The organism is Xanthobacter wiegelii, assembly GCF_043193855.2.
Taxonomy (GTDB): Bacteria; Pseudomonadota; Alphaproteobacteria; order Rhizobiales; family Xanthobacteraceae; genus Xanthobacter; species Xanthobacter flavus_A.
The window spans coordinates 4,407,921-4,429,951 of record NZ_CM195529.1; the positions used below are offsets into that span (position 1 = coordinate 4,407,921).

Sequence of the window (22,031 nt, forward strand, 5' to 3'; positions counted from 1 at the left end):
CCATGACCGAGCTGATGCAGGCGGACCATGTGCCGCTCCTCTTCGCCGCCGCCGCCCTCTTCTGCGTCACCGTCTACGTGCTCGCGGACGGGCTCGACCTCGGCGTCGGCATCCTCTTCCTCGCCGCCCCGCGCGATCAGGACCGCGACGTGATGATGGCCTCCATCGAGCCCGTCTGGGACGGCAACGAGACGTGGCTGGTGATGGGCGGCACGCTGCTCTTCGCCGCCTTTCCCGCCGGATACTACATCCTGCTGCCGGCCTTCTATCTGCCCATCATGTTCATGCTGTTCGCCCTGATCTTCCGGGGCGTCGCCTTCGGCTTCCGCCTGCAGGCGACGCGGTTCCGGCCGGTGTGGGATGCCGCCTTCTTCGCCGGCTCCCTCCTCGCCACCTTCTGCCAGGGGCTCATCCTCGGCGGGCTCATCGACGGGGTGCCGGTGGAGAACGGCATGTTCGCGGGCGGCGCCTTCAGCTTCCTGAGCGTGCTCGGCGTGCTGTGCGGCATCGGCCTCGTGGGCGGCTATGCGCTCATCGGCGCCGGCTGGCTCATCTGGAAGGCGGAGGGGCCGACGCAGGTGTTCGGCCGGGAGATCGCCCGGGCGGCGCTGATCCTCACCGCGGCGATGATGCTGCTGGTGAGCCTGTGGAGCGCCTGGAGCGTGCCCGAGGTCGCGGCGCGCTGGTTTGCCCTGCCGAACCTGTTCTGGCTCGCGCCCGTACCGCTCCTCACCGTGGCGGTGATCGCGTGGATCTGGTGGGCGATCTGGAACGGCCGCGAGGCGCAGACCTTCGCGCTCGCCCTCGTGCTGTACGCCCTCGGCCTGTTCGGCCTCGTGGTGAGCCTGTGGCCCTATGTGGTGCCGCGTCAGGTCACCGTCTGGGACGGCCTGTCCGATCCCCGGTCGCTCGCCTTCCTCGGGGTGGGCGTCATGGTCATCATCCCGGTGGTGCTGGCCTATCAGGCGCACGCCTACTGGATCTTCCGGGGCAAGGTGCAGCACGAGGCGGACGGCGCGCACGGCGGCTACGGCTGATCCGCACTGTTCACCTGACAGGCCCGGCCGAAACAGAGACGCCCCGCGCGATGGTGGTCATCGCGCGGGGCGTTTTTCTATTGGGGGGAGATTGAGATGGAGGGCCCGGCGAAAATCGCCGAGTCCTTCGTTCTACGCAGCTAGCGGAAATCGCCTGTGGCGACGGGGTCGGAGGCCGGGAAAGTCTCCTCCAGCGCCTCGTCCAGCAGCGCCGCGTCGGCGGTGGGGTAGTCGATGTAGCCCTCCGGTCCCTGCGTGTACCAGGTCTCCATCTGGTCCGGCGCCAGCGGGATGCCGCGCCGGATACGGGCGGGCAGGTCGGGATTGGCGAGGAAGCCCCGTCCGAAGGCGATGGCGTCGGCCTCGCCCGTCTCCAGCGCGGCAGCGGCGCGGGCGCCATCGAAATCGGAATTCAGCACCAGCGGCCCGTCGAACACGGCGCGGATCTCGGGATGCACCGGCGGATGGTCGGGCTTGCCCCGGGTGCCGTCCGGCGGCGGCTCGCGCAGTTCGAGGAAGGCGATGCCGATCTCCGACAGGAGCTTGGCGGCGTGGCGGAACAGCGGCACCGGATCGGGATCGTTGACGCCCTGGCTCTCGCCGTTGGGCGAGAGGCGCACGCCGGTGCGGTCGGCGCCGATCTCGCCGGCCACCGCCTCCGTCACCTCGCGCAGTAGCCGCGCGCGGTTCTCGATGGAGCCGCCATAGGCATCCGTGCGGTGATTGGCCGAGGCGCGCAGGAACTGGTCGATGAGATAGCCGTTGGCGGCGTGGATCTCCACGCCGTCGAAGCCGGCGAGGCGGGCGTTGCGCGCGCCCCGGCGATAGTCGTCGAGCAGGCCGGGAATCTCGCTCGCGTCGAGGGCGCGCGCCTCGGCGTGGGGCTGCTTGCCGTCATAGGTGTGGGCGTAGGCGGGCGCCGTGGTGGCCGAGGCGGAAACCGCCTTGGCCCCATCGAGGAAGCTCGGATGCACGATCCGCCCCATGTGCCAGAGCTGGCAGACGATGCGCCCGCCGGCCTGCTTCACCGCTTCCGTCACCGGCCGCCAGGCTGCGACCTGCTCGTCGCTCCAGATGCCGGGCGCGAAGGGCCAGCCGGTGCCCTGCCGGCTGATGCCGGTGGCCTCGGAGATGATGAGGCCGGCGCTGGCGCGCTGGGCGTAATACTCCGCCATGATCGGGGTGGCCGCATGCTGGCGCGTGCCGCGTGCGCGGGTGAGCGGCGCCATGAACATGCGGTTCGGCGCCGCGATGGCGCCGAGCTGGATGGGATCGAACAAGGTGGGCATGGGCGTTCTCCTTGGCAAGTGCGTTCTCCTGGATATGGCCGGCACCACGCGTGAGGCGTCTTTGCGCGCCGGACGTGCGGAACCGGGAGGCAAACGAACACGCCGGCGCCCCACGAGGAGACGCCGGCGATAGACATCAATGGGCCGCCCGACCTGAGGCCGGGCGGTGGGCTGGCGCATCAGCGCGGCAGCAGATTGGTCTCGGCGAGGTCGATCACCTCGTCGCCGCGCCCGCTCATCACCGCGCGGATCAGCCAGAGGCTGAACCCCTCCACCTCCTCCGCTGCGATGGTGGGCGGCATGGAGAGTTCCTGCCGCGCGGTCACCACGTCGAGCAGCGCGGGGCCGTCGTGGGCAAGGATGTCGTCCAGCGCGCCCGGCAGGTCGCCCGGATCCTCCACCCGGATGGCGTGGATGCCGATGGCCCGCGCCATGGCGGCGAAGTCCGGATTTTCGAGGTCCACGCCCGTCTCCAGGAAGCCGCCGGCCTTCATCTCCAGCGCCACGAAGCCGAGCACCCCGTTGTTGACGACGACGATCTTCACCGGCGTCTTCGTCTGCACCAGCGTCACCAGCTCGCCCATGAGCATGGTGAGGCCGCCGTCGCCGGAGAAGGAGATCACCTGCCGGCCCGGCTGGGCGGCCTGGATGCCCATGGCCTGCGGCAGGGCATTCGCCATCGAGCCGTGGACGAGGGAGCCCACCAGCCGCCGCTGGCCGTTCATCTTCAGGTAGCGCGCGGCCCAGATGGTCGGCGTGCCCACGTCGAAGGTGAACACGGCGTCCTCGTCGGCCGTGTCGCTCAGCATCTTCGCCAGATACTGCGGGTGGATCGGCTTGTTGCCGGGCGTGCCAGTGGCGAGGCTGTCGAGGCCCTCGCAGGAGGTCTTGTAGGCGGCGAGCGCCGTATCGAGGTGGCTGCGGTCGTCCTTGACCGTGAGGCGCGGCTTAAGCGCCCGGAGCGTCGCGCCCACGTCGCCCACCACGCCGAGATCGAGCTTGCAGCGCCGGCCGAGCTGCTCGGGACGGATGTCGACCTGCGCGATGCGGATGCCGGTGGGCAGGAATTGCTTGTAGGGGAAATCAGTGCCCAGCATCAGCAGAAGGTCGCAGGAATGCATGGCGTCGTAGCCGGACCTGAAGCCGATGAAGCCGGTCATGCCCACGTCGTAGGGGTTGTTGTACTCGACCCACTCCTTGCCGCCGAGGGCGTGGACGATGGGGCTCTTGAGGGTCTCGGCGAGCGCCATCAGATCGGCGTGGGCGCCGGCGCAGCCCCGGCCGCAGAACAGGGTGACGCGTTCCACCCCGTTCAGCAGGTCCGCCAGCGCGTCGAGATCCGCATCGGCGGGGGTCACGACGGGCGCCGGCGGCAGCAGGCCTGCGGGGGCGGAAGGGCCGCGCTCGGGCGCGGGACGCAGCGCCACGTCGCCGGGGATCACCACCACCGCCACGCCGCGCTTGCCGACCGCCGCGCGGATCGCATTCTCAAGCACATAGGGCAGCTGGCGCGGGTCGGACACCAGCTCGCAATAGACGCTGCATTCGGCGAACAGCGACTGCGGGTGCGTCTCCTGGAAATAGCCGCCGCCGATCTCCGCCGAGGGGATCTGCGCGGCGATGGCCAGCACCGGCACGCGGCTGCGCTGGGCATCGAACAGGCCATTGATGAGATGCAGGTTGCCCGGCCCGCAGGAGCCGGCACACACCGCGAGCCTGCCGGTGATCTGCGCTTCGCCCGCCGCCGCGAAGGCCGCCGCCTCCTCGTGGCGCACATGGAACCAGTCGATCCCGCCATGGCGCCTCAGGGCATCGGTGAGACCGTTCAGGCTGTCGCCGACGACGCCGAAGATCCGCTCGACGCCGGCGCCGGCCAGAACATCGACCATCAGATCCGCAACCTTGCGTCCCATTCGCAAACTCCTTCTGCATCCTGCATGACAGTGTCAGCGGCAGGCGGCGGCAGGCTTGGACGATCGCGCCGGCGTTGGCGTTTCCCGTCCCGGGTCGCAGCCATCACCTCTCACACCGAAGGGATGGTGCAGCAACCCGCCCGGTGCCATCGCGCCCACGACCATGATCGTTCAAGGCGACCGGACTAATCGACAAGAGACCGGCCCCTTCGCTTGGCAAGATCGCGGCGATTTGTGCAATGCGCCACGTGCGAGACCCGATGACTGCGAACGAGGCGGAGCCCGCCTTCATGATTGCCCGTCCCTCCCTGTGGCGCACGTCGCGGCACGCCTTGACGCGGGCGTCGTCACATGAGTTATTTGATCGAATGATAAATAGCAAGGTGCCTGCGTTTCCGCGCCTGTTCGCGCGGCGGCAAAATCGACGGGGGGACACCAGAGGGCGTTGCGGGGAGCCCTGCGTATTCGCAACCGGATGCGACCTGGCAACCGGATGCGACCTGGCAACCGGATGCGACCTGCAGGTGTCGTTGTACTGATCGGATGAAAGATCGCCAGTGGATAGAGCGCGCACCTTCGACGGCACCAGCCCCCTGCTTCGCAGCGGCGGGATGGATGCCGCATCCTTCGACCGCCTCGCGCTGACGTCCGAGACCATCCGGGACGGCAGAAGCGACGGGCTTGAATCCTTCCTCGCGCAGGACGAGCTGACGGGCGAGCGCTGGCGGGTGAGATCCGCGCTGCGCGGCAGCCCGGCGGCGGCGCGTCTCGATCGGGAAGCGGCGCTGGCGCTCGGGCTGCAGCCCGACCTCGCGGACCCGCCCCAGCGGCTGGAGCACCGCAACCGTTTGATCCTCCTCTACCCGGATCGCCCGATGGCGACCCTCGCGGACCTGACCCCCGGCACGCTTGCCCCTGACGCGCTGCTCGATCTCGGCATGGCGATCGCCGGCGCGCTCGCCCGGCTGCACGCCCTCGGCGCCGTCCATGGCGGCCTCAGGCCGCCCTGCGTGCTGCTGGAGGAACGGGGACGGGTGCGGTTCCGCCATCTCGTCGGCGCCACGGGCAGCGACATGCCGGGGTTGGCGGCGCCCGATGCCATCGCCTACGCCGCGCCGGAGCAGGCGCGGCTCCATCGTCCGACCTGCGATGCCCGCAGCGATCTCTATGCGCTGGGCGTGCTGCTCTACACGCTGCTGGTCGGCCGGCTGCCGCTGCAGGCCGGCAGCATGGCCGAATGGCTGCACGCCCATGTGGCGGTCGAGCCGCCGCGCCCCGGCGCCGTGCGCGCCGACGTGCCGTCGGTGATCGATGCCATCCTCATGAAGCTCATCGCCAAGGATCCGGAGCAGCGCTACCAGAGCGCGGACGCGCTCGGGATCGACCTGCGCCTCGCCCGCGCCGCGCTGGCGGCGGGCGACGGCGCGGCGAGCTTCCCCCTGGGCCGGGGCGAGCTGGCGCGGCAGGGTATCGCGGCGCGCGGGCTGTTCGGCCGGGCCACGGAGCTGTCGCAAGTGGTGGACGCCTTCGGGCGCGTCTCCCGCACGGGCTCCGGCGAGCTGGTCCTGATCCACGGCGAGGCGGGGGCGGGCAAGTCCGCTCTGGTCGAGCATTTCGCGAAGGCCTGGCTGCCGGCGGACGCGCAGTTCGCCGCCGGCAAGAGCGTGCTCTTGCAGGAGGGAATGCCCTATGCGCCGTTCGCCCAGGCGCTGCGCACCCTCATCATGCGCGCGCTGGGGGAAAGCGCCGACGTGCTGGACGGGATCAGGGAGCGCCTCGCCTCCCACCTGACGGGCTATAGCCGCCTCCTGATCGATCTCGTGCCCGAAGCGGAATTCATCCTGCCGGACAGCGGCGCCCTGCCCGAGGTAGCCGCGAGCCTGGCGCAGGCGCGCCTGGCGCGGGTGGTGATCCAGACCCTGAAAACGTTCGCGACGCCCGCCCGTCCCCTCGTCCTGTTCCTCGACGACCTGCAATGGATGGATGCGGCGAGCCTCGGCGCGCTTCAGGCGCTGATCCGCGAGGCGCCGCCCCATGTCCTGGTGATCGGCAGCTATCGCGCGGAGGAGGCGGCCCGCCATCCAGAGCTTTCGCGCCTGCTGACGGAGGCGCGCGACGGCCCGCTGCCGGCCACCGACATCCACATCGGCCCCCTGTCGGTGGCCGAGACGCTGGACTGCATCGCGAGCGCGCTGAACGGCGCGCCGGAGGACCTCGGCGAACTCGCGGACATCATCCATCGCAGGACCGGCGGCAACGCGTTCTTCATGAGGCAGCTTCTTCAGACGCTGTTCGACGACAAGGTTCTCGCCTTCGATCCCGAGACGCGGCGCTGGCACTGGGATGCGCGGCGCTTCGGCGCCTACGCGTCGGTGTCGGACTTCATGCTGCAGCGGCTCGATGCCCTGCCGCCGGCCCAGCGCGGCATCCTGCAACGGCTCGCGAGCGTGGGCGGGCGCTTTCCGGCAGCCCATGCCACGCGCCTCATCGACCGGTCCGAGGACGAAACGGCGCACATCGCGGCCGCGCTCATGGAGGCCGGCCTGCTCCTGCGGCAGGATGCGGACTACGTCATCGCCCACGACCGCGTTCTCGAAGCCGCTTATGCCTCGCTTCCCGAGGCGGATCGCCCCGCCGAGCATCTCGCCATCGCCCGCCGCCTGATGGAGATCGCGCGCGACGGGGATGCGGACTGGGCCTTCGCCCTGGCCGCGCAGATCGAACGGGCGGACCGCTCCGCGCTCGACGCGGCGGAGCGCGTGACCTTCGTGACGGCCTTGAGAACCGCCGCCCGCCGCGCCCGCAATGCCGGCGCCGTCCATCAGGCGGCAGGCCATATCGAGACCGCCCGCAGCCTCATGCCTGCCGACTGGCAGGTGAGCCACCACGCGCTGTTCGTCGAGGTGAAATGGCTGCATTGCGACAGTCTGCTCACCCTTGGACGGACGGATGAGGCCCTGCCGGCCATCGACAGGCTGCTCGCGATCGCCGCCAATCCCATCGACCAGGCGGACCTCTACCGCCTCAAGGCCACCGCGCGGACCATCCGGTCGGACTACGAAGGGGCGATCGACGAGGCCTTGGTGGGGCTCGCGCTCCTCGGTGTCGAACTCGAGCGGTCCGTGACGGACGAACAGCTCGAGCAGGCCTATCAGGCCTGTAGCGCCCGCCTCAACGCCCTCGACGTGTCCGCACTGCGCGACCTGCCGGAGAGCGCCGATCCCGCGCTGCGATCGGCGATGGCTCTGCTCTCCACCCTCAGCGCGTCCTTCTTCGTGCGTGGCAGCCTGCGCCTGCTGCACCTGATCAAGATCGTCGAGCTGACACTCGACCACGGATTGACGCCCGAGGGGGCCTACGGCTTTGCGTGGTTCGGCGTGTTCAGCGCCGATCTTTACGGCGACTACGAGGACGGGTTGAGCTACGCCATGATGGCGCAGGAGATCGTCCAGCGGGATGGCTACGAGGCGCAGCGGACGGCGACGCTCCTGGCCCTCGACCAGGTGAGCGTCTGGACGCGGCCGCTGCGCTTCGCTCTCGACCGCGCGCGCGAGGCCGCGCAGATCGGCCTCACGGCCGGCGATCTCGGCTGGGCCTGCTACGCCCGCAACCACATCGCGTCCAACATGCTCATGCTGGGCGCGCCCCTCCCGGCCGTGCGGGAGGACATCGAGGAAGGCTTGGCGTGGACGCGCCAGTACAGGTATCGCGACATCGAGTTCATCCTGGCCGCGCAGCTCCGCCTCGCGGACACCCTCGCCTCCGGGGACTATGACGGCGCGCAGGTCGTTCCGGATCACGAGATCACGTCGCTCGCCACCCTCTTCTGGGTACAAAATTATGCGGGAGTTATCTCCTTCCTGTTCGGCGATTTCGACCGCGCCCTGCTGCATCTGGAAAGGGCGGCGTCGCTGAGCTGGGCGGCGCCGGCGCACATCGACACGGCGGCGTGCGCGCTCTTCCTCGCCCTCGCGGTGGCGCGCACCAGCACCGGCCCGGCCGCCCGGAAGGGCGCGCTGGAGCGGCTCGACGCCATGCGGCAGTGCTTCGCCGACCGGGCGCGGCGCAATCCCTCCACCTTCGAGTGCAAGCACCTGCTGCTGGAGGCCGAGGCCGCGCGGCTCGCCGGCCGGACGGCGGAGGCGCAGCGCCTCTATGAGCAGGCCGCGGACGCGGCGGCGGCCTGCGGCTTCGTGCACGAGCAGGCGCTGGCCTACGAGCTGGCGGCTCATTGCTGCCGGGAGGCCGGGCTCGAGATTCCCGCCGGCGGATACATGCAGGCGGCGATCAGCCACTACCGGCACTGGGGCGCTGCGGGCAAGGCGGACCAGCTGCTGCGCGCATTCCCGCTTCTCGCCGGCGGCGGGGCCGGCGCGCGCCTGCTCCCGGCGGGCGACGCGACGCCGGAGCCGGCGGGACAGGACGGCCTGAACCTCGAAGTCATGACCCGCGCCGCGCAGACGCTCGCCGAGACGGTGGGGCTCGATCAGGTCATTCGCACCCTCATGCGGGAAATGATCGTCCATGCCGGGGCGCAATATGGCCTTCTGATGCTCATGCGCGCGGACCAGCCGGTGATCGAGGCCTCGGCGCGCATCGAGAACCAGCAGGTGGACGTGGACCTCCGCTCGGCCGTTCCCACCGCGCAAAACCTCCCGCTGGCCCTGCTCAACACGGTGATGCGCACGCGCCGCACCACCGTCTTCGCCGACGCCGCCAGCGAGGAACCGGGCCTGCGCCCGGCGGGACACGGAGGCGTGCCCGCGCGCTCGCTGCTGTTCATGCCGCTCATCAAGCGCGGCAGCCTCGTCGGCATCCTCTATCTGGAGAACAGCCTCGCGGCGGATGTCTTCACGCCGAACCGCACGGCGCTGCTGGAGCTGCTGGCGACGCAGGCGGCCATCTCGCTCGATGCCGCCCGCCTCTACAACGATCTCATGGACGAGAACACGCGGCGGGCCAGCGCGGAGTTCGACCTGCGCGAGGCGCGGGCGGAGCTGGGGCGGGCCTCCCGCATGATGGCCATGGGCAATTACGCCGCCTCCATCGCCCACGAGATCAACCAGCCGCTGACCAGCATCGTGGCGAGCGCGGACGCGGCCACGCGCTGGCTCAGGAGGGCCGAGCCGGACGTGGGCGAGGCGCTGCAGGGCGTCGAGCAGATCCGGGCCTCGGGCATGCGCGCGGCGGGCATCGTCAAGTCCCTGCGCGCCCTCGCCAAGCGTTCGGCGCCGACGCTGGAGCCGATCCGCCTCGAAGACCTCGCCGAGGACGTGCTGCGGCTGGTGGTCAAGGATCTCCAGGCGAACGGCATCGTGCTCGACGCCCGCCTGGCGGAGGACCGGCGTCTTGTGGAGGCCGATCCGGTGCAGCTCCAGCAGGTGGTCTTCAACCTCATCACCAACGCCATCCACGCCATGGAGACGGCCGATCCCGGCCGGAGGCGGCTGACCATCGAGACGGTGCAGGAGGCGGGAGAGGTGCGCCTGAGCATCGCCGACACCGGCCGCGGCATGAGCGAGGACGTGCTCGCCCGCATCTTCGAGCCCTTCTTCACCACCAAGCACGCGGGCATGGGCATCGGCCTGTCCATCTGCCGCTCCATCATCGACGCGCACGGCGGCGTGCTGCGGGCGCGCTCGACCGTGGGAGAGGGCAGCGTCTTCTTCTTCAGCCTGAAGGCGCTCGATGACACCGCCCGGCCGGAACCGGACGCGCAAACCTGAGTATAGAAGACGCGGGCGGCCCGACCGGCCATAAGATGCGGGCGGCCCGCGCAGACGCCAGCGCCGGAGCACCATTCCCGGACCGGAGGTCATCGTGACGACGACCAACGCGCGCGAGCACCAGATGTTTCCCGCCTTCACTCCGCAGCAGATCGCCGTCGCGCGGCGCTTCGCCAGCGGCCCGGAGCAGCATTTCGCGGCCGGGGAGGCCCTCTACGAGATCGGCGCCGTGGACGCCCCTACCTGGCTGGTGATCTCCGGGACGATCGAGGTGGTGCGGCGCGACGGGCTGTCGGGCGAGGCGCCCGTCACGGTCCACCATGCCGGGCAGTTCTCGGGCGAGGTGAGCCAGCTGGACGGGCGGCCCGCCATCGCCTCCGGCCGCGCCGGGGCGCAGGGCTGCACTGCCCTGCCCTTCGACGCCGCCCATCTGCGCGCCCTCGTCATCGGCTCGGCCGAGCTGGGCGAGATGATCATGCGCGCCCTCATCCTGCGCCGGGTCAATCTGATCGCCGAGGGCGGATCGGGGACGATCCTGATCGGCGTGCCGGACAGCCGGGAGGTGCTGGAGCTGCAAGGCTTCCTGAACCGCGCGGGCCTGCCCAACCTCGTCCTCGACGTGCGCAACGACGAGGAGGGCCGCGCTCTGGTCGCCCGCACCGGCGTGCAGCCGGACGAGCTGCCGCTGGCGGTATGCCCCGCCGGCGCGCTGCTGAAGCGTCCGACCATCGAGGAACTGGCCGGATGCCTCGGCATCGTGCCGCCGCTCGATCCCGAACGGCTCTACGACGTGGCCATCGTCGGCGCCGGGCCGGCAGGCCTCGCGGCGGCGGTCTATGCGGCGTCCGAAGGCCTGTCCGTTCTCGTGCTCGACGCGCGGGCCACGGGCGGGCAGGCGGGCGCCTCGGCGCGGATCGAGAACTATCTCGGGTTTCCCACCGGCATCTCGGGCCAGGCGCTGGCGGGACGCGCCTTCAACCAGGCGGTGAAGTTCGGCGCGGAGGTCGCCATTCCGGTCGCCGTCGAGCGGCTGGACTGCATCGGCGGCGCGCTGTCTCTGGCCTGCGCGGGCGACCGGCGCGTGCAGGCGCGCGCGGTGGTGATCGCCTCGGGCGCCCGCTATCGCCGGCCCGACGTGCCGGGCCTCGCGACGTTCGAGGGGGCGGGCATCTCCTATTGGGTGTCGGCGGTGGAGGCGCGCCTGTGCGGCGGGGAGGAGGTGGCCCTCGTCGGCGGCGGCAATTCGGCCGGGCAGGCCATCGTCTATCTCGCACCGCATGTGAAGAAACTGCACGTGGTGGTGCGCCGCCCCCTCGCCGACACCATGTCGCGCTATCTCATCGACCGCATCGACGCGCTGCCCAATGTGGAGCTGCATGTGGGCAGCGAGATCGCGAGCCTCGAAGGCGACCGCACCACGGGCCTCACCGCCGCCACCTTCCGCGACCGGCGCGACGGCAGCCTGCACCGGCGAGAATTGCGGCACATGTTCCTGTTCATCGGCGCGGACCCCAACGCCGCATGGGCCACCCCCTGCGTGGAGACGGACGGCAAGGGCTTCATCACCACCGGCGCCGGCCGCCGCCCGCTGGAAACGAGCGTGCCCGGCGTCTTCGCCATCGGCGACGTGCGGGCGGGCTCCGTCAAGCGCGTCGCGGCCGCCGTGGGCGAGGGCGCGGCGGTGGTGGCGCAGATCCATGCCATGTTCGCCGAGGCGGCCGGCGACGAGGCTCCGAGATGAGCTGCACGCACAAGAGAGCCATCCAAGAGGTGACGCCGAGCGCGAAGGGGTGCGAGGAGTGCCTGAAAATCGGCAGCGCGTGGGTACACCTGCGGCTGTGCCGGACGTGCGGCCATGTGGGCTGTTGCGACGACTCCCCCCACCGCCATGCACGCGCCCATTTCCGGGCCACCGGGCATCCCATCATCGAGGGCTATGATCCCCCCGAAGGCTGGGGCTGGTGCTACATCGATGCGGAGGAGGTGGACCTGCCCGACCAGACCCCGCAGGTCGGGCCGATCCCGCGCTTTTCCTGACGCCTGTCCGGCGCGTTCCGCCTGCGATGCGCGCGGCATACTTTGGTTTGCCGCCATCCAACGCAGGTGTCGTGCGAAGCAATCTTCATGCGATTTCAGGGAGGTGCCCCGCCGGGGAAGATGGGCCGATCCAACCGAGCCATCCGAAGCGGAGCGCATGATGTCCCTCGCCACTTCCCGCCCGAACGGCCCTTCCGCCATCCCCGCCGGCCTGGTGGTCGCCGGGCTCCTCGCCGATGCGCGCGAGGTCGTGGCCTTCGATCCCACGGTGGCGCGCTCGCTGCTCGCGCGGGCCATCGAGATCCTCGACACCGTGCCCGAGGCGCCCCGCGCGTCCGGCCTCGCCCCCTGGCAGATCCGGCGGCTGGAGGCGTTCGTGGCGGCGCACATCGCCAGCAGCATCACGCTGGAGCGCATGGCGGCCTGCGTCGGTCTCAGCCCCAGCCATTTCGGGCGGGTGTTCAAGATCGCCCTGGGCGAGACGCCCCATGCCTTCGTGCTGCGCAAGCGGGTGGAGCGGGCGCGCACGCTGATGGTGGAGAGCGCCCTGCCGCTGGCCGAGATCGCCCTCGACTGCGGCTTCTCGGACCAGAGCCACCTCAACCGCATCTTCCGCCGCCACAGCGGCATGAGCCCCAACGCCTGGCGCCGGATGACGCGCGCCTGACGCGCGGCCATCCGGTTGTCTCTGACGCGGCGCGCTCAGGCCGGCAGCGCGGCGACGAAATCCCGGGAATTGGACACCGCGCCGAAGACACCGCCCTGCATCTTCACCATCTTCACCGCGGCGGCATGGTTGCCGGCGTCGGTGGCGCCGCAGCAATCCTCCAGCAGCAGGCATTCGAAGCCGCGGTCATTGGCCTCGCGCATGGTGGTGTGGACGCAGACATCGGTGGTGATGCCGGTGAGAACCAGATTGCGGATGCCCCGCGTGCGCAGGATCATCTCCAGGTCGGTGGCGTAGAAGGAGCCCTTGCCCGGCTTGTCGATGATGATCTCGCCCGGCAGCGGGGCCAGTTCCGGCACGATGTCCCAGCCCGCCTCGCCGCGCACCAGCACCTTGCCGCACGGCCCCGGATCGCCGATGCCGGCGCCGATCTGCCGCGACCGCCAGCGCTTGTTCTCCGGCAGATCGGAAAGATCGGGACGGTGCCCCTCGCGCGTATGGATGATCCAGTATCCCGCCGCCCGCATGGCCGCGAGCACGCGGGAGATGGGCTCCAGCGGCGCGCGGGTGAGCGAGATGTCGTACCCCATCGCATCCACATAGCCGCCGGGGCCGCAGAAATCGGTCTGCATATCGATGACGACCAGCGCGGTGTCTTTCGGCGAGATCACGCCGTCGAAGGGCCAGGAATAGGGGTCGGCGGCAATCACGGGCACGGGTTCCTCCAGATCGATGGGACGCGCAGCAGGCGCCCTCTCGACCGCAGCAAGATGCGGGCCGCCCGCGGGCGCGGTTTAAAAATACGATGTTTTGCAGAGGCTTATATCGACTTCCGGTCACGCAGTCGCCGGCCAGAGCGGGCCATTGCCGCTGCATTGCATGCACAGTGCATGCATATGCCTATCTATTGTGCTTATTTTAGCACGCACGCTCTAAATCAGAGGTAGCAACGCGCGGCCGTTACGCCCAAACCGTCGCCCGGCAGGCCGGCGCCGCCTCTCTTCGTAAACCACTCTGCGAGCGTGGTTTTCCTCTCGGGCGTTCAGGACATGACAAAAATTGCGTGTGTCGCGGTGGCAGATGGCCCCTCGCTTGCTTTGGTCAGGACGATCGAGCCGTCCAGTCCTCGCCCGGCGAGCGAGATGGCGCACGATCGTTCACGATGATCCCGGTATGCAACTGACCATTTCTGATCGAATAATAGGCAAATAAATGCAGTCGGACATTTCGGGCTGGCGCCGCTGGGGGTACATGGCCATCGGGCCGCTCGCCCTCTTCCTGATCTGGTACGGCGTGTTCGCCGCCGGCCTCGTCACGCCCAAGCTGCTGCCCTCCCCCGTGCGCACGCTCCAGGCCATCTGGGAGAACATGGGCGCCGGGCTCGGGCAGGATTTTCTCTACACGCTGGAGCGCACGCTCCACGCCTTCGCCCTCGCCGCTTTGCTGGGCGTGCCGCTGGGCATCGTGGTGGGGGCGAGCGAGAAGGTCTACCGCTCCATCGAATTCCTCATCGACTTCTTCCGCTCCACGCCCGCCACGGCCATGTTCCCGCTGTTCATGATCATCTTCGGCCTCGGCGACTTCTCGAAGATCTCGGTGGCGGCCTTCGCCGCCTTCCTCGTCATCCTGTTCAACGTGGCCTATGGCGTGATGCACGCGCGCCCCACCCGTGTGCTCGCCGCCCGCGTGATGGGCGCCTCGCGCCTGCGCGTGTTCAAGGACGTGATGTTCTACGAGAGCCTGCCGCAGACCTTCATCGGCCTGCGCACCGGCGTCTCCATGGCGCTGGTGGTGATCGTGGTGGCCGAGATGTTCATCGGCTCCGACAACGGCCTCGGCAAGCGCATCATCGACAGCCAGATCACCTTCGACCTGCCGCAGCTCTACGGCACCATCCTGGTGTCCGGCATCCTCGGCTACGGCCTCAACCTCGTCTTTCTCGCCACCGAGAAGCTGCTGGTCCACTGGTCCGGCCGCTGATCTCCCGACCTTTTCGCCCTGCCCGCCCTGCCCTGAAGGAACCGACCATGACCACCCGCCGCAACTTCGTCCTCGGTGCCGGCGCCGCGACGCTCGCCGCCGCCTCGTCCTTCCCGCGGCCGCTCCGCGCCCAGCCGAAGGAGAAGGTGGTGGTCTCCTGGCTGCCCATCATGCAGTCCTTCGCCTATTACGTGGCGCTGGAGCAGAAGCTGTTCGAGAAGCGCGGCATCGAAATCGAATCCGTGCGCTTCCAGGCGCCCAACCAGATCATCGATTCCCTCGTCTCCGGCCGGGCCGATGCCGGCGCGCCGGGCGCCGCCGCCGGCATCGCGGTGATCGCCGAGACGCAGTTTCCCGGCACCTTCAAGGTGTTCGGCCTGCAGGGCGGCGGCATCAAGGTGAACCGCATCAACGATGCGCTCATCGTCGCCAACAACTCTCCCATCGCCACCTTCGCCGACCTGAAGGGCAAGTCGCTGGGCCATCTGCCGGGCATCCAGTGGCGCACGCTGTCGCGCTACATGGTGCGCAAGGCCGGCCTCGACCCGGACAAGGACGTGCGCCTCGTGGAACTGGCGGTGGGCCTTCAGGTGCAGGCCGTGATCGCCGGCACGGTGGACGCGACGCTCTCGCTGGAGCCGGTGGGCTCCATCGCCGTGGCGCTGGGCGAGGCGAAGCGCGCCATCACCAATCCCATGTCGATGGCGGTCTATGATCCCTTCTATTCGGGCGTGTCGCTGCTCACCACCAAGTTCATCACCGAGCGGCCCAAGGTGGCCAAGGCCTTCGTGGAGGCGCTCGACGAGGCCACCATCATGGCCGAGAAGAACTATACCTCGCTGCGCACCATCCTGCCCGCCTACACGGCGGTGAAGCCGGACCAGGTGGCGATCGTCGCCCAGCCCTATTTGCGGCCGTGGGCCGAGCTGAACGAGACCGACCTCACCTCCTACCAGACCTTCGTCAACGTGTTCCGCTCCGAGGGCGCGCTGAAGCAGGACTTCGACATCAAGCCCTTCATCCTCAAGCCGTCGGACCTGTCGTGAGCGCCTTCGCCATGACCGCCACGGAGCGCAAGACGCGGGAGCCGGCGGGGGAGACCCTGCCGGACCTCACCTGGTTCACGCCCGGCACCCACATCACCATCCGCGGGCTCACCAAGACGTTCCGTGGCAACCCGGTCTATACCGGCTTCGACATCGACTTCCCGCGCGGCGGCATCGTCTCCATCTTCGGGCCGAACGGCTGCGGCAAGTCCACGCTCATCAACATGATCTCCGGCATCCTGCCCTATGATGCCGGGCAGATCCTGTTCGACGGCAAGACCATCGCCGAGACGCGCATCGGCTATGTGTTCCAGAACTATCGCGAGGCGCTGTTTCCCTGGCAGAGAGCCATCGACAACATCCATTATCCGCTGAAGATGATGGGCGTGCCCAAGGCCGAGCGGGAGCGGCGCATCGAGAAGCTGGCGGCGCAGTTCGACCTCAAGTTCGACCTCCACCGCTACCCCTATGAAATGTCCGGCGGCCAGCAGCAGACCGTCTCCATCATGCGCGCGCTGGTGGTGGACCCGGAAGTGCTGTTCCTCGACGAGCCCTTCTCCGCGCTCGATTACGAGATGACGCTGACCATGCGCGACCTGCTCCAGAAGGTGCTCACCGAGACGCGCACCACCACCCTCCTCGTCAGCCACGATCTGGAAGAGGCCGTGTGGCTCTCCGACAAGGTGCTGCTGCTCACCCGCAGGCCGTCGCGCATCGCCGAATACATGGACATCGACTTGCCCCGGCCGCGCAATTCCGAGACCATATCGGACCCGCGCTTCGTGGCGCTGAAGGCCCATGCGCTGGAGGTGTTCCAGACGGCGGTGAGGAGCAGCGCCCCATGAATGCCACCACGAGTTCGACCAGTTCAGAAGCGCCCCCCTATCGCGGCTATCACGACATCGGCGGCCGGCCGGCCGGACCGGTGGTGAAGGACGAATACGCCTTCGCCGACTGGCAGAAGCTCTCGGAAGCCATGCGCGGCGCGCTGGAGGCCAAGGGCCGCATCGTCTCCCTCGACGAAATCCGCCGCGTGTTCGAGAGCTTCGGCGAGGACCTGTACAATACCCTCGGCTTCTACGAGCGGCGGGCGGAAGCCCTCACCGTGCTGCTCGACGAGAAGGGCATCGTGCCCCGCGCCGCCGTGCTCGCGCGCATGGACGCCATCGCCGCCATGGAATGCCGGCAGGTGGACCACGAGGCCAAGACGGTTTCCGGGAAGAGCGCCCCGCCCACCGGGATCGAAGCGCCATGAGCGCGCCCCGCTTCGCCCCCGGCGACCGCGTGCGCATCCTCGACATCGGCAAGCCGGGCCACGTGCGCATTCCCTGGTATGTGCGGCACAAGGTGGGGGTGGTGGAGCGCCATTGCGGCGCCTATCCCAATCCGGAAGAGCTTTCCTGCGCGCGGCCGGGCCTGCCGGCCATCGACCTTTATCGCGTGCGCCTCGGCCAGCGTGATCTGTGGCCCGATTATGCCGGCGCATCCGACGACACGCTGGAGATCGAAGTCTACGACCACTGGCTCGCGCCGGCACAGGACGACGCCCCATGATTGCGACACCCGCCTCCCCCGCCGAGATGAGCGCCGTTCCCGTGATCGAGGGGCATCAGGGCTCCGACTATTACGCCCTGATGACCCGTGCCCTGCACCAGATCCTGCTGGAGGAGGGCCTCCTCGCCCCCGAGGAGACGGACAGGGTGATCGCCGCCCTCGAGGCGCCCCGGCCGGAATGGGGCGCGCGGCTGGTGGCCCGCGCCTGGGTGGACCCCGCCTTCAAGGCCCGCCTGCTGAAGGACGGCGCCGGCGCCGCCGCGGAGCTGGGCTTCACCATCAAGGAGGCGCAGCTGGTGGTGGTGGAGAATACGGACGATCTCCACAACGTCATCGTCTGTACCCTGTGCTCCTGCTATCCGCGCTCGCTGCTGGGCCAGCCGCCGTGGTGGTACATCTCGAAATCCTACCGTGCCCGTGCCGTGCGCGCGCCGCGCGACGTGCTGAAGGAATTCGGGCTGGACCTGCCGGAGAGCGTGAAGGTGCGCGTCCACGACAGCAATGCGGACATGCGCTATCTGGTCCTGCCCCGCCGCCCCGCCGGCACCGAGGACGCGAGCGAGGCGGATCTTGCCCGCCTCGTCACCCGCGACAGCATGATCGGCACCGCGATCGTCGCGCCGTAACAGGCCCGTCTCAGCCGTCCGCGTCGTCGGCGCCGGAATCGGGAAGGGTGGCGGCCAGCCGTTCGGCGGCTTCCTTGAGGTTGGGCACCAGCGTCTTCGCCTTCTCCAGCGAGAAGCGCGGCAGCGGGCCGTGGCAGGCGACCGCCGCGACCACCGTGCCGCGCCTGTCCTTCACCGGAACGGCGATGGCGACGAGGCCCTCCAGAAACTCCTGATCGTCGGTGCTGTAGCCATTCTTCGCGATGCGCTCCAGCTCGGCGTCCAGCGCCTCCACGGTGGTGAGGGTGTTGGGGGTCTGCGCCTTCAGGTGCAGCGTTTCGAGGATGCGCCGGCGCTGCACGGGGCGCATGGCGGAGAGGAAGAGCTTGCCGGAGGCCGTGCAGTGCATGGGCACGCGCGAGCCCACCTCCAGATGCAGGCGCAGCGGCCAGGCGGCTTCCACGCGGTCGAGATAGATGGCTTCCGAGCCGACCCGGGTGACGAAATTGCACGTCTCGCCCGCCACCTCCACCAGCGCCTCGAGGATGCCCCGCCGCTCGGCGCTCACCGAATTGCGCAGCATGTCGAAGCCCATGCGCAGGAAGCGCGGCCCCGTCGCGAAGCGCCGGCCGTCCGGCTCGCGCAGCAGATAGGATTCCGCCTCCAGCTTCTGGCACAGGCGATGAACGGTGGGCTTGGGCAGGGACAGCCGCACGCACAGCTCCGGCACGCCGAGGGGCGTCTCCGATCGGGCGATCTCGCCGAGCAGATCCAGCGCCCGCAGCATGGCGGAGGCGTTGTCGCGCTCCTCCGGCTTCTCGGGCTTCTCCTGCGTCTCCAGCTGCTGCTTCGCTGCCTTGGCCATTTGAATCGCCAGCCTTTCGCTGCGTGCAGCCTTAGCGGCTGGCGGCGGGGTGTCAAACGCAACGCAGGTGCACACGGCGCCGCTCGCACTGCACAACATAAATCTCACTCAATGAGACGTTTCAGTTCAAAAAATGCATTGACTCATCTCATCCCTTCGTCGCATCGTCTGTTTCGCAGAGAGGAAACTGCCCATGCAAGGCGAGGAAAACTTCGACTTCGTCGTCGTCGGCGCCGGGTCGTCGGGGTGTGTTCTGGCCAACCGGCTGAGTGAAGACGGCAAAAGCCGCGTCGCTCTGGTCGAGGCCGGCCCCAAGGACACGAATCCCTGGATTCACGTGCCCATCGGCTACGGGAAGACCATGTGGAACGATCGCCTCAACTGGCGCTTCCACACCGAGCCGGAACCCACCATGGGCGACCGGCGCATCTACTGGCCGCGCGGGCGGGTGCTCGGCGGCTGCTCCTCCATCAACGGCCTCATCGTCATCCGCGGCCAGCAGGAGGATTACGACGGCTGGGCCGCGCGCGGCGCCACCGGCTGGGGCTTCGAGGATGTGCTGCCCTATTTCCGCAAGCTCGAGGACAATCCCGCCTTTGCCGGCGATCCCCTCCACGGCACCGGCGGGCCGGTGCGCATCAGCTCCATTCCGCGCAAGCACGAGCTGATCGAGGTCATCAAGGAGACCGGCGGCAAGCTCGGCGTGCCGGAAACCCAGGACTTCAACGGCGCCCGGCAGGAGGGCGTCGGCTATTACCAGCTCACCACCCGCAGCGGCTTCCGCATGAGCGCGGCGAGGGCCTATCTCTCCCCCGCCAAGGGCCGCGCCAACCTCTCCATCCTGACCGAGACGCAGGCGCGCCGCGTGCTGTTCGAGAACGGGCGGGCGGTGGGCCTGGAGGTGAGCACCGGCGGACAGGTGAAGGTCATCCGCGCGCGCCGCGGCGTGATCCTCTCGGCGGGCTCGGTGCAGTCGCCCCATCTGCTCATGCTCTCGGGCATCGGGCCGGCGGAGCACCTGAAGGCCAACGGCATCGGCGTCCATGTGGACAGCCCCGGCGTCGGCGGCAATCTGCAGGACCATCTCCAGTTGCGCCTGCTCTATCGCTGCACGAAGCCCATCACGACGAACGATGCGCTGAACTCCCTGTTCGGGCGCCTCAGGATGGGGCTGGAATATCTCCTCTTCCGGGGAGGGCCGCTCGCCATCGGCATCAACCAGGGCGGACTGTTCACCCGCGTGCTGCCGGAATCGAAGACCCCCGACATCCAGTTCCACATCGGCACCCTTTCGGCCGACATGGCCGGCGGCAAGGTGCATGATTATTCCGGCTTCACCCTCTCGGTGTGCCAGCTGCGGCCGGAAAGCACCGGCTGGGTGCGGCTCGGCTCGGGCGACCCGCTCGCGCCGCCGAAGATCACCGCCAATTATCTCGCCACCGAGACGGACCGGCGCTGCGCCGTCGCCGCCATGACATTCGCGCGCAAACTCGCCGCCACCGAGCCGCTGAAGAGCTATGTGGCGGAAGAGAAGCTGCCGGGACCGGGCGTCACCGACGACGAGGGCCTCCTCGCCTTCGCCCGCGAATACGGCGCCACCATCTTCCACCCCGCCGGCACCTGCCGGATGGGCCCCGACGCCGACCGCGACGCGGTGGTGGACCCGCGCCTAAGGGTCCGTGGCGTCGATGGCCTGTGGGTGGTGGATTGCTCCGTGATGCCGAGCCTCGTGTCCGGCAACACAAATATTCCCGCGATCATGATCGGAGAAAAAGCCGCTGACATGATCCGGGAAGACGTGGCGAACAACAGAAATGGGCGAGACAACGCCCCAAATCAAATCAATGACGGGAGGACACAACAATGGCTGGGCAAGCGGGAGCTTCAAGTCGCGAGCTGAGGCGCGTGGTCGGCGCCAGCGTCATCGGCGCGACCATCGAGTGGTACGACTTCTTCCTGTACGGCATCGTCGCCGGCATCGTCTTCAACAAACTGTACTTTCCGGCCGACGATCCGGTCGTTTCCATCCTGCTCGCCTACACCACCTTCGCGGTGGGCTTCGTGGCGCGGCCGGTGGGCGGGCTCATCTTCGGCCATTTCGGCGACAAGCTGGGCCGCAAGAGCATGCTCATCATCACGCTGATGATCATGGGCGTGGCGACGGTGGCCATCGGCCTCCTGCCCACCTATGCGCAGATCGGCATCGCCGCGCCCATCCTGCTGCTGCTCCTGCGCATCGCCCAGGGCATCGGCATCGGCGGCGAGTGGGGCGGCGCGGTGCTGATGGCGTATGAATACGCGCCGGAGAACAAGCGCGGCTTCTTCGCCTCCATCCCGCAGATCGGCCTCGCGCTCGGCCTGTGCCTCGCCTCGGGCGTCACCGCCATCGTCTCCATGCTGCCGGACGAGCAGTTCATGGCGTGGGGCTGGCGCGTGGGCTTCATCGGCTCCATCGTGCTCATCATCGTGGGCATGTACATCCGCCTGAAGGTGCACGAGACGCCGGAGTTCGAGCAGGTGAAGGCCGCCAACAAGGCGGAGGCCATCCCCTTCTTCACCATGCTGCGGGAGTATCCGCGCAACGTGCTCCTGGGCATGGGCGTGCGCTACATCGATGGCGTGTTCTTCAACGTCTTCGCGGTGTTCTCCATCGTCTATCTGGCGAACTACGTGAAGATCCCGCGCACGACCGCGCTGTGGCTGGTGACGCTCGCCGCCTTCGTGATGGTGTTCACCATCCCCATGTTCGGCAAGCTCTCCGACAAGTGGGGCCGTCCGCGCACCTATGCGGTGGGCTCGGCGCTCCTGGCCCTGGTGGTGTACCCGGCCTTCTGGCTGTTCTCCACCGGCTCGCTGCCGCTGATCGCGCTCGGCATCGTGTTCCCGTTCGGCGTGCTCTACGCCATGTGCTACGGGCCTGAAGCCGCACTCTTCTCGGACCTGTTCGACGCCCGGGTGCGCTACACCGGCATCTCGTTCGTCTACCAGTTCTCCGGCATCGTCGCGAGCGGCATCACCCCCATCATCGCCACCTATCTGCTCGCCCGTGGCGACGGACTGCCCTGGCAGGTGTGCGCCTACGTGGTGTTCGCCGCGCTGGTCTCCATGCTCTGCGCTTTGGCGATACGGGTGCCGGCCCCCGGCACCCAATTATCGAAGGCCGCGCGGGCCACCACTGAGGCGGCCCGGCAGCCGGCGCGCTGAGCCTCGGGACAGCGCGCAATCTGGAGGCGGCGCGTGGCCGCCGCCTCCCACTCCCCCAAGCACTCAAGATCTCACTGCAAGATCTCCAAAGGTTCCAAAAGGATTTTC

At 68.9% G+C, this 22,031-nt stretch carries 17 protein-coding genes; 13 read left to right on the top strand and 4 right to left on the bottom strand.

Annotated features, from left to right (window positions below; all coding sequences use genetic code 11):
* The first annotated feature begins 2 nt into the window (after nucleotides 1-2).
* Nucleotides 3-1,037: a cytochrome d ubiquinol oxidase subunit II gene (gene cydB / locus V5F63_RS20610; protein ID WP_209485222.1), complete on the top strand. Its 1,035-nt coding sequence runs from the start codon at nucleotides 3-5 to the stop codon at nucleotides 1,035-1,037.
* A 140-nt stretch (nucleotides 1,038-1,177) separates the two neighbouring features.
* On the opposite strand, the gene V5F63_RS20615 is transcribed toward cydB, so the two are convergent.
* On the bottom strand, nucleotides 1,178-2,326 hold the full coding sequence (locus V5F63_RS20615) for an alkene reductase (protein ID WP_394102693.1): 1,149 nt from the start codon (nucleotides 2,324-2,326) through the stop codon (nucleotides 1,178-1,180).
* 179 nt (nucleotides 2,327-2,505) lie between these two features.
* Nucleotides 2,506-4,239, bottom strand: coding sequence for a ubiquinone-dependent pyruvate dehydrogenase (gene poxB / locus V5F63_RS20620; RefSeq protein ID WP_394102692.1), 1,734 nt, complete (start codon nucleotides 4,237-4,239; stop codon nucleotides 2,506-2,508).
* Between the two features lie 611 nt (nucleotides 4,240-4,850).
* Between poxB and V5F63_RS20625 the strand changes: the two genes are divergently transcribed.
* The 4 genes from V5F63_RS20625 to V5F63_RS20640 all read left to right on the top strand — a co-directional run bounded on the left by V5F63_RS20625 (nucleotide 4,851) and on the right by V5F63_RS20640 (nucleotide 12,669).
* Nucleotides 4,851-9,965 carry an AAA family ATPase gene (locus V5F63_RS20625; protein ID WP_509210808.1) on the top strand — a complete coding sequence of 1,705 codons (5,115 nt, stop codon included), beginning with the start codon at nucleotides 4,851-4,853 and terminating at the stop codon, nucleotides 9,963-9,965.
* Between the two features lie 94 nt (nucleotides 9,966-10,059).
* Complete coding sequence (locus V5F63_RS20630; RefSeq protein WP_394102690.1) at nucleotides 10,060-11,706, top strand: FAD-dependent oxidoreductase; 1,647 nt, start codon at nucleotides 10,060-10,062, stop codon at nucleotides 11,704-11,706.
* Nucleotides 11,703-12,002, top strand: coding sequence for a UBP-type zinc finger domain-containing protein (locus V5F63_RS20635; RefSeq protein WP_209485229.1), 300 nt, complete (start codon nucleotides 11,703-11,705; stop codon nucleotides 12,000-12,002). Before V5F63_RS20630 ends, V5F63_RS20635 begins: the two co-directional genes overlap by 4 nt.
* Before the next feature lie 160 nt (nucleotides 12,003-12,162).
* Nucleotides 12,163-12,669 carry a helix-turn-helix domain-containing protein gene (locus V5F63_RS20640; RefSeq protein ID WP_394102689.1) on the top strand — a complete coding sequence of 169 codons (507 nt, stop codon included), beginning with the start codon at nucleotides 12,163-12,165 and terminating at the stop codon, nucleotides 12,667-12,669.
* 35 nt (nucleotides 12,670-12,704) lie between these two features.
* On the opposite strand, the gene biuH is transcribed toward V5F63_RS20640, so the two are convergent.
* The gene (biuH, locus tag V5F63_RS20645) at nucleotides 12,705-13,385 is read right to left on the bottom strand and encodes a biuret amidohydrolase (RefSeq protein WP_394027655.1); all 681 of its coding nucleotides are present in this window, start codon (nucleotides 13,383-13,385) and stop codon (nucleotides 12,705-12,707) included.
* 496 nt (nucleotides 13,386-13,881) lie between these two features.
* On the opposite strand from biuH, the gene V5F63_RS20650 reads away from it, so the two are divergent.
* The 6 genes from V5F63_RS20650 to nthA are packed head-to-tail and all read left to right on the top strand — an operon-like array spanning nucleotide 13,882 to nucleotide 17,875.
* Nucleotides 13,882-14,649, top strand: a complete 768-nt coding sequence (locus tag V5F63_RS20650) for an ABC transporter permease (protein ID WP_394102688.1) — start codon at nucleotides 13,882-13,884, stop codon at nucleotides 14,647-14,649.
* A 47-nt stretch (nucleotides 14,650-14,696) separates the two neighbouring features.
* Nucleotides 14,697-15,695: an ABC transporter substrate-binding protein gene (locus tag V5F63_RS20655; protein ID WP_209485235.1), complete on the top strand. Its 999-nt coding sequence runs from the start codon at nucleotides 14,697-14,699 to the stop codon at nucleotides 15,693-15,695.
* Nucleotides 15,692-16,540: an ABC transporter ATP-binding protein gene (locus V5F63_RS20660; RefSeq protein ID WP_394027652.1), complete on the top strand. Its 849-nt coding sequence runs from the start codon at nucleotides 15,692-15,694 to the stop codon at nucleotides 16,538-16,540. Before V5F63_RS20655 ends, V5F63_RS20660 begins: the two co-directional genes overlap by 4 nt.
* Entirely contained in the window at nucleotides 16,537-16,950 is a 414-nt protein-coding gene (locus tag V5F63_RS20665) for a hypothetical protein (protein ID WP_394102687.1), read from the top strand. The genes V5F63_RS20660 and V5F63_RS20665 overlap by 4 nt, the downstream gene beginning before the upstream one ends.
* Nucleotides 16,947-17,249, top strand: coding sequence for an SH3-like domain-containing protein (locus tag V5F63_RS20670; RefSeq protein WP_281066335.1), 303 nt, complete (start codon nucleotides 16,947-16,949; stop codon nucleotides 17,247-17,249). The genes V5F63_RS20665 and V5F63_RS20670 overlap by 4 nt, the downstream gene beginning before the upstream one ends.
* Nucleotides 17,246-17,875 (top strand): nitrile hydratase subunit alpha, encoded by a 630-nt coding sequence (nthA, locus tag V5F63_RS20675; protein ID WP_394102686.1) that lies wholly within the window; start codon nucleotides 17,246-17,248, stop codon nucleotides 17,873-17,875. The genes V5F63_RS20670 and nthA overlap by 4 nt, the downstream gene beginning before the upstream one ends.
* A gap of 10 nt (nucleotides 17,876-17,885) precedes the next feature.
* On the opposite strand, the gene V5F63_RS20680 is transcribed toward nthA, so the two are convergent.
* Nucleotides 17,886-18,719, bottom strand: a complete 834-nt coding sequence (locus tag V5F63_RS20680; protein ID WP_209485245.1) for an IclR family transcriptional regulator — start codon at nucleotides 18,717-18,719, stop codon at nucleotides 17,886-17,888.
* Nucleotides 18,720-18,912: 193 nt separating this feature from the next.
* Between V5F63_RS20680 and V5F63_RS20685 the strand changes: the two genes are divergently transcribed.
* Nucleotides 18,913-20,619, top strand: coding sequence for a GMC family oxidoreductase (locus V5F63_RS20685; RefSeq protein WP_394102685.1), 1,707 nt, complete (start codon nucleotides 18,913-18,915; stop codon nucleotides 20,617-20,619).
* Nucleotides 20,583-21,923, top strand: a complete 1,341-nt coding sequence (locus V5F63_RS20690; protein ID WP_209485249.1) for an MFS transporter — start codon at nucleotides 20,583-20,585, stop codon at nucleotides 21,921-21,923. The genes V5F63_RS20685 and V5F63_RS20690 overlap by 37 nt, the downstream gene beginning before the upstream one ends.
* Nucleotides 21,924-22,031 lie beyond the last annotated feature (108 nt).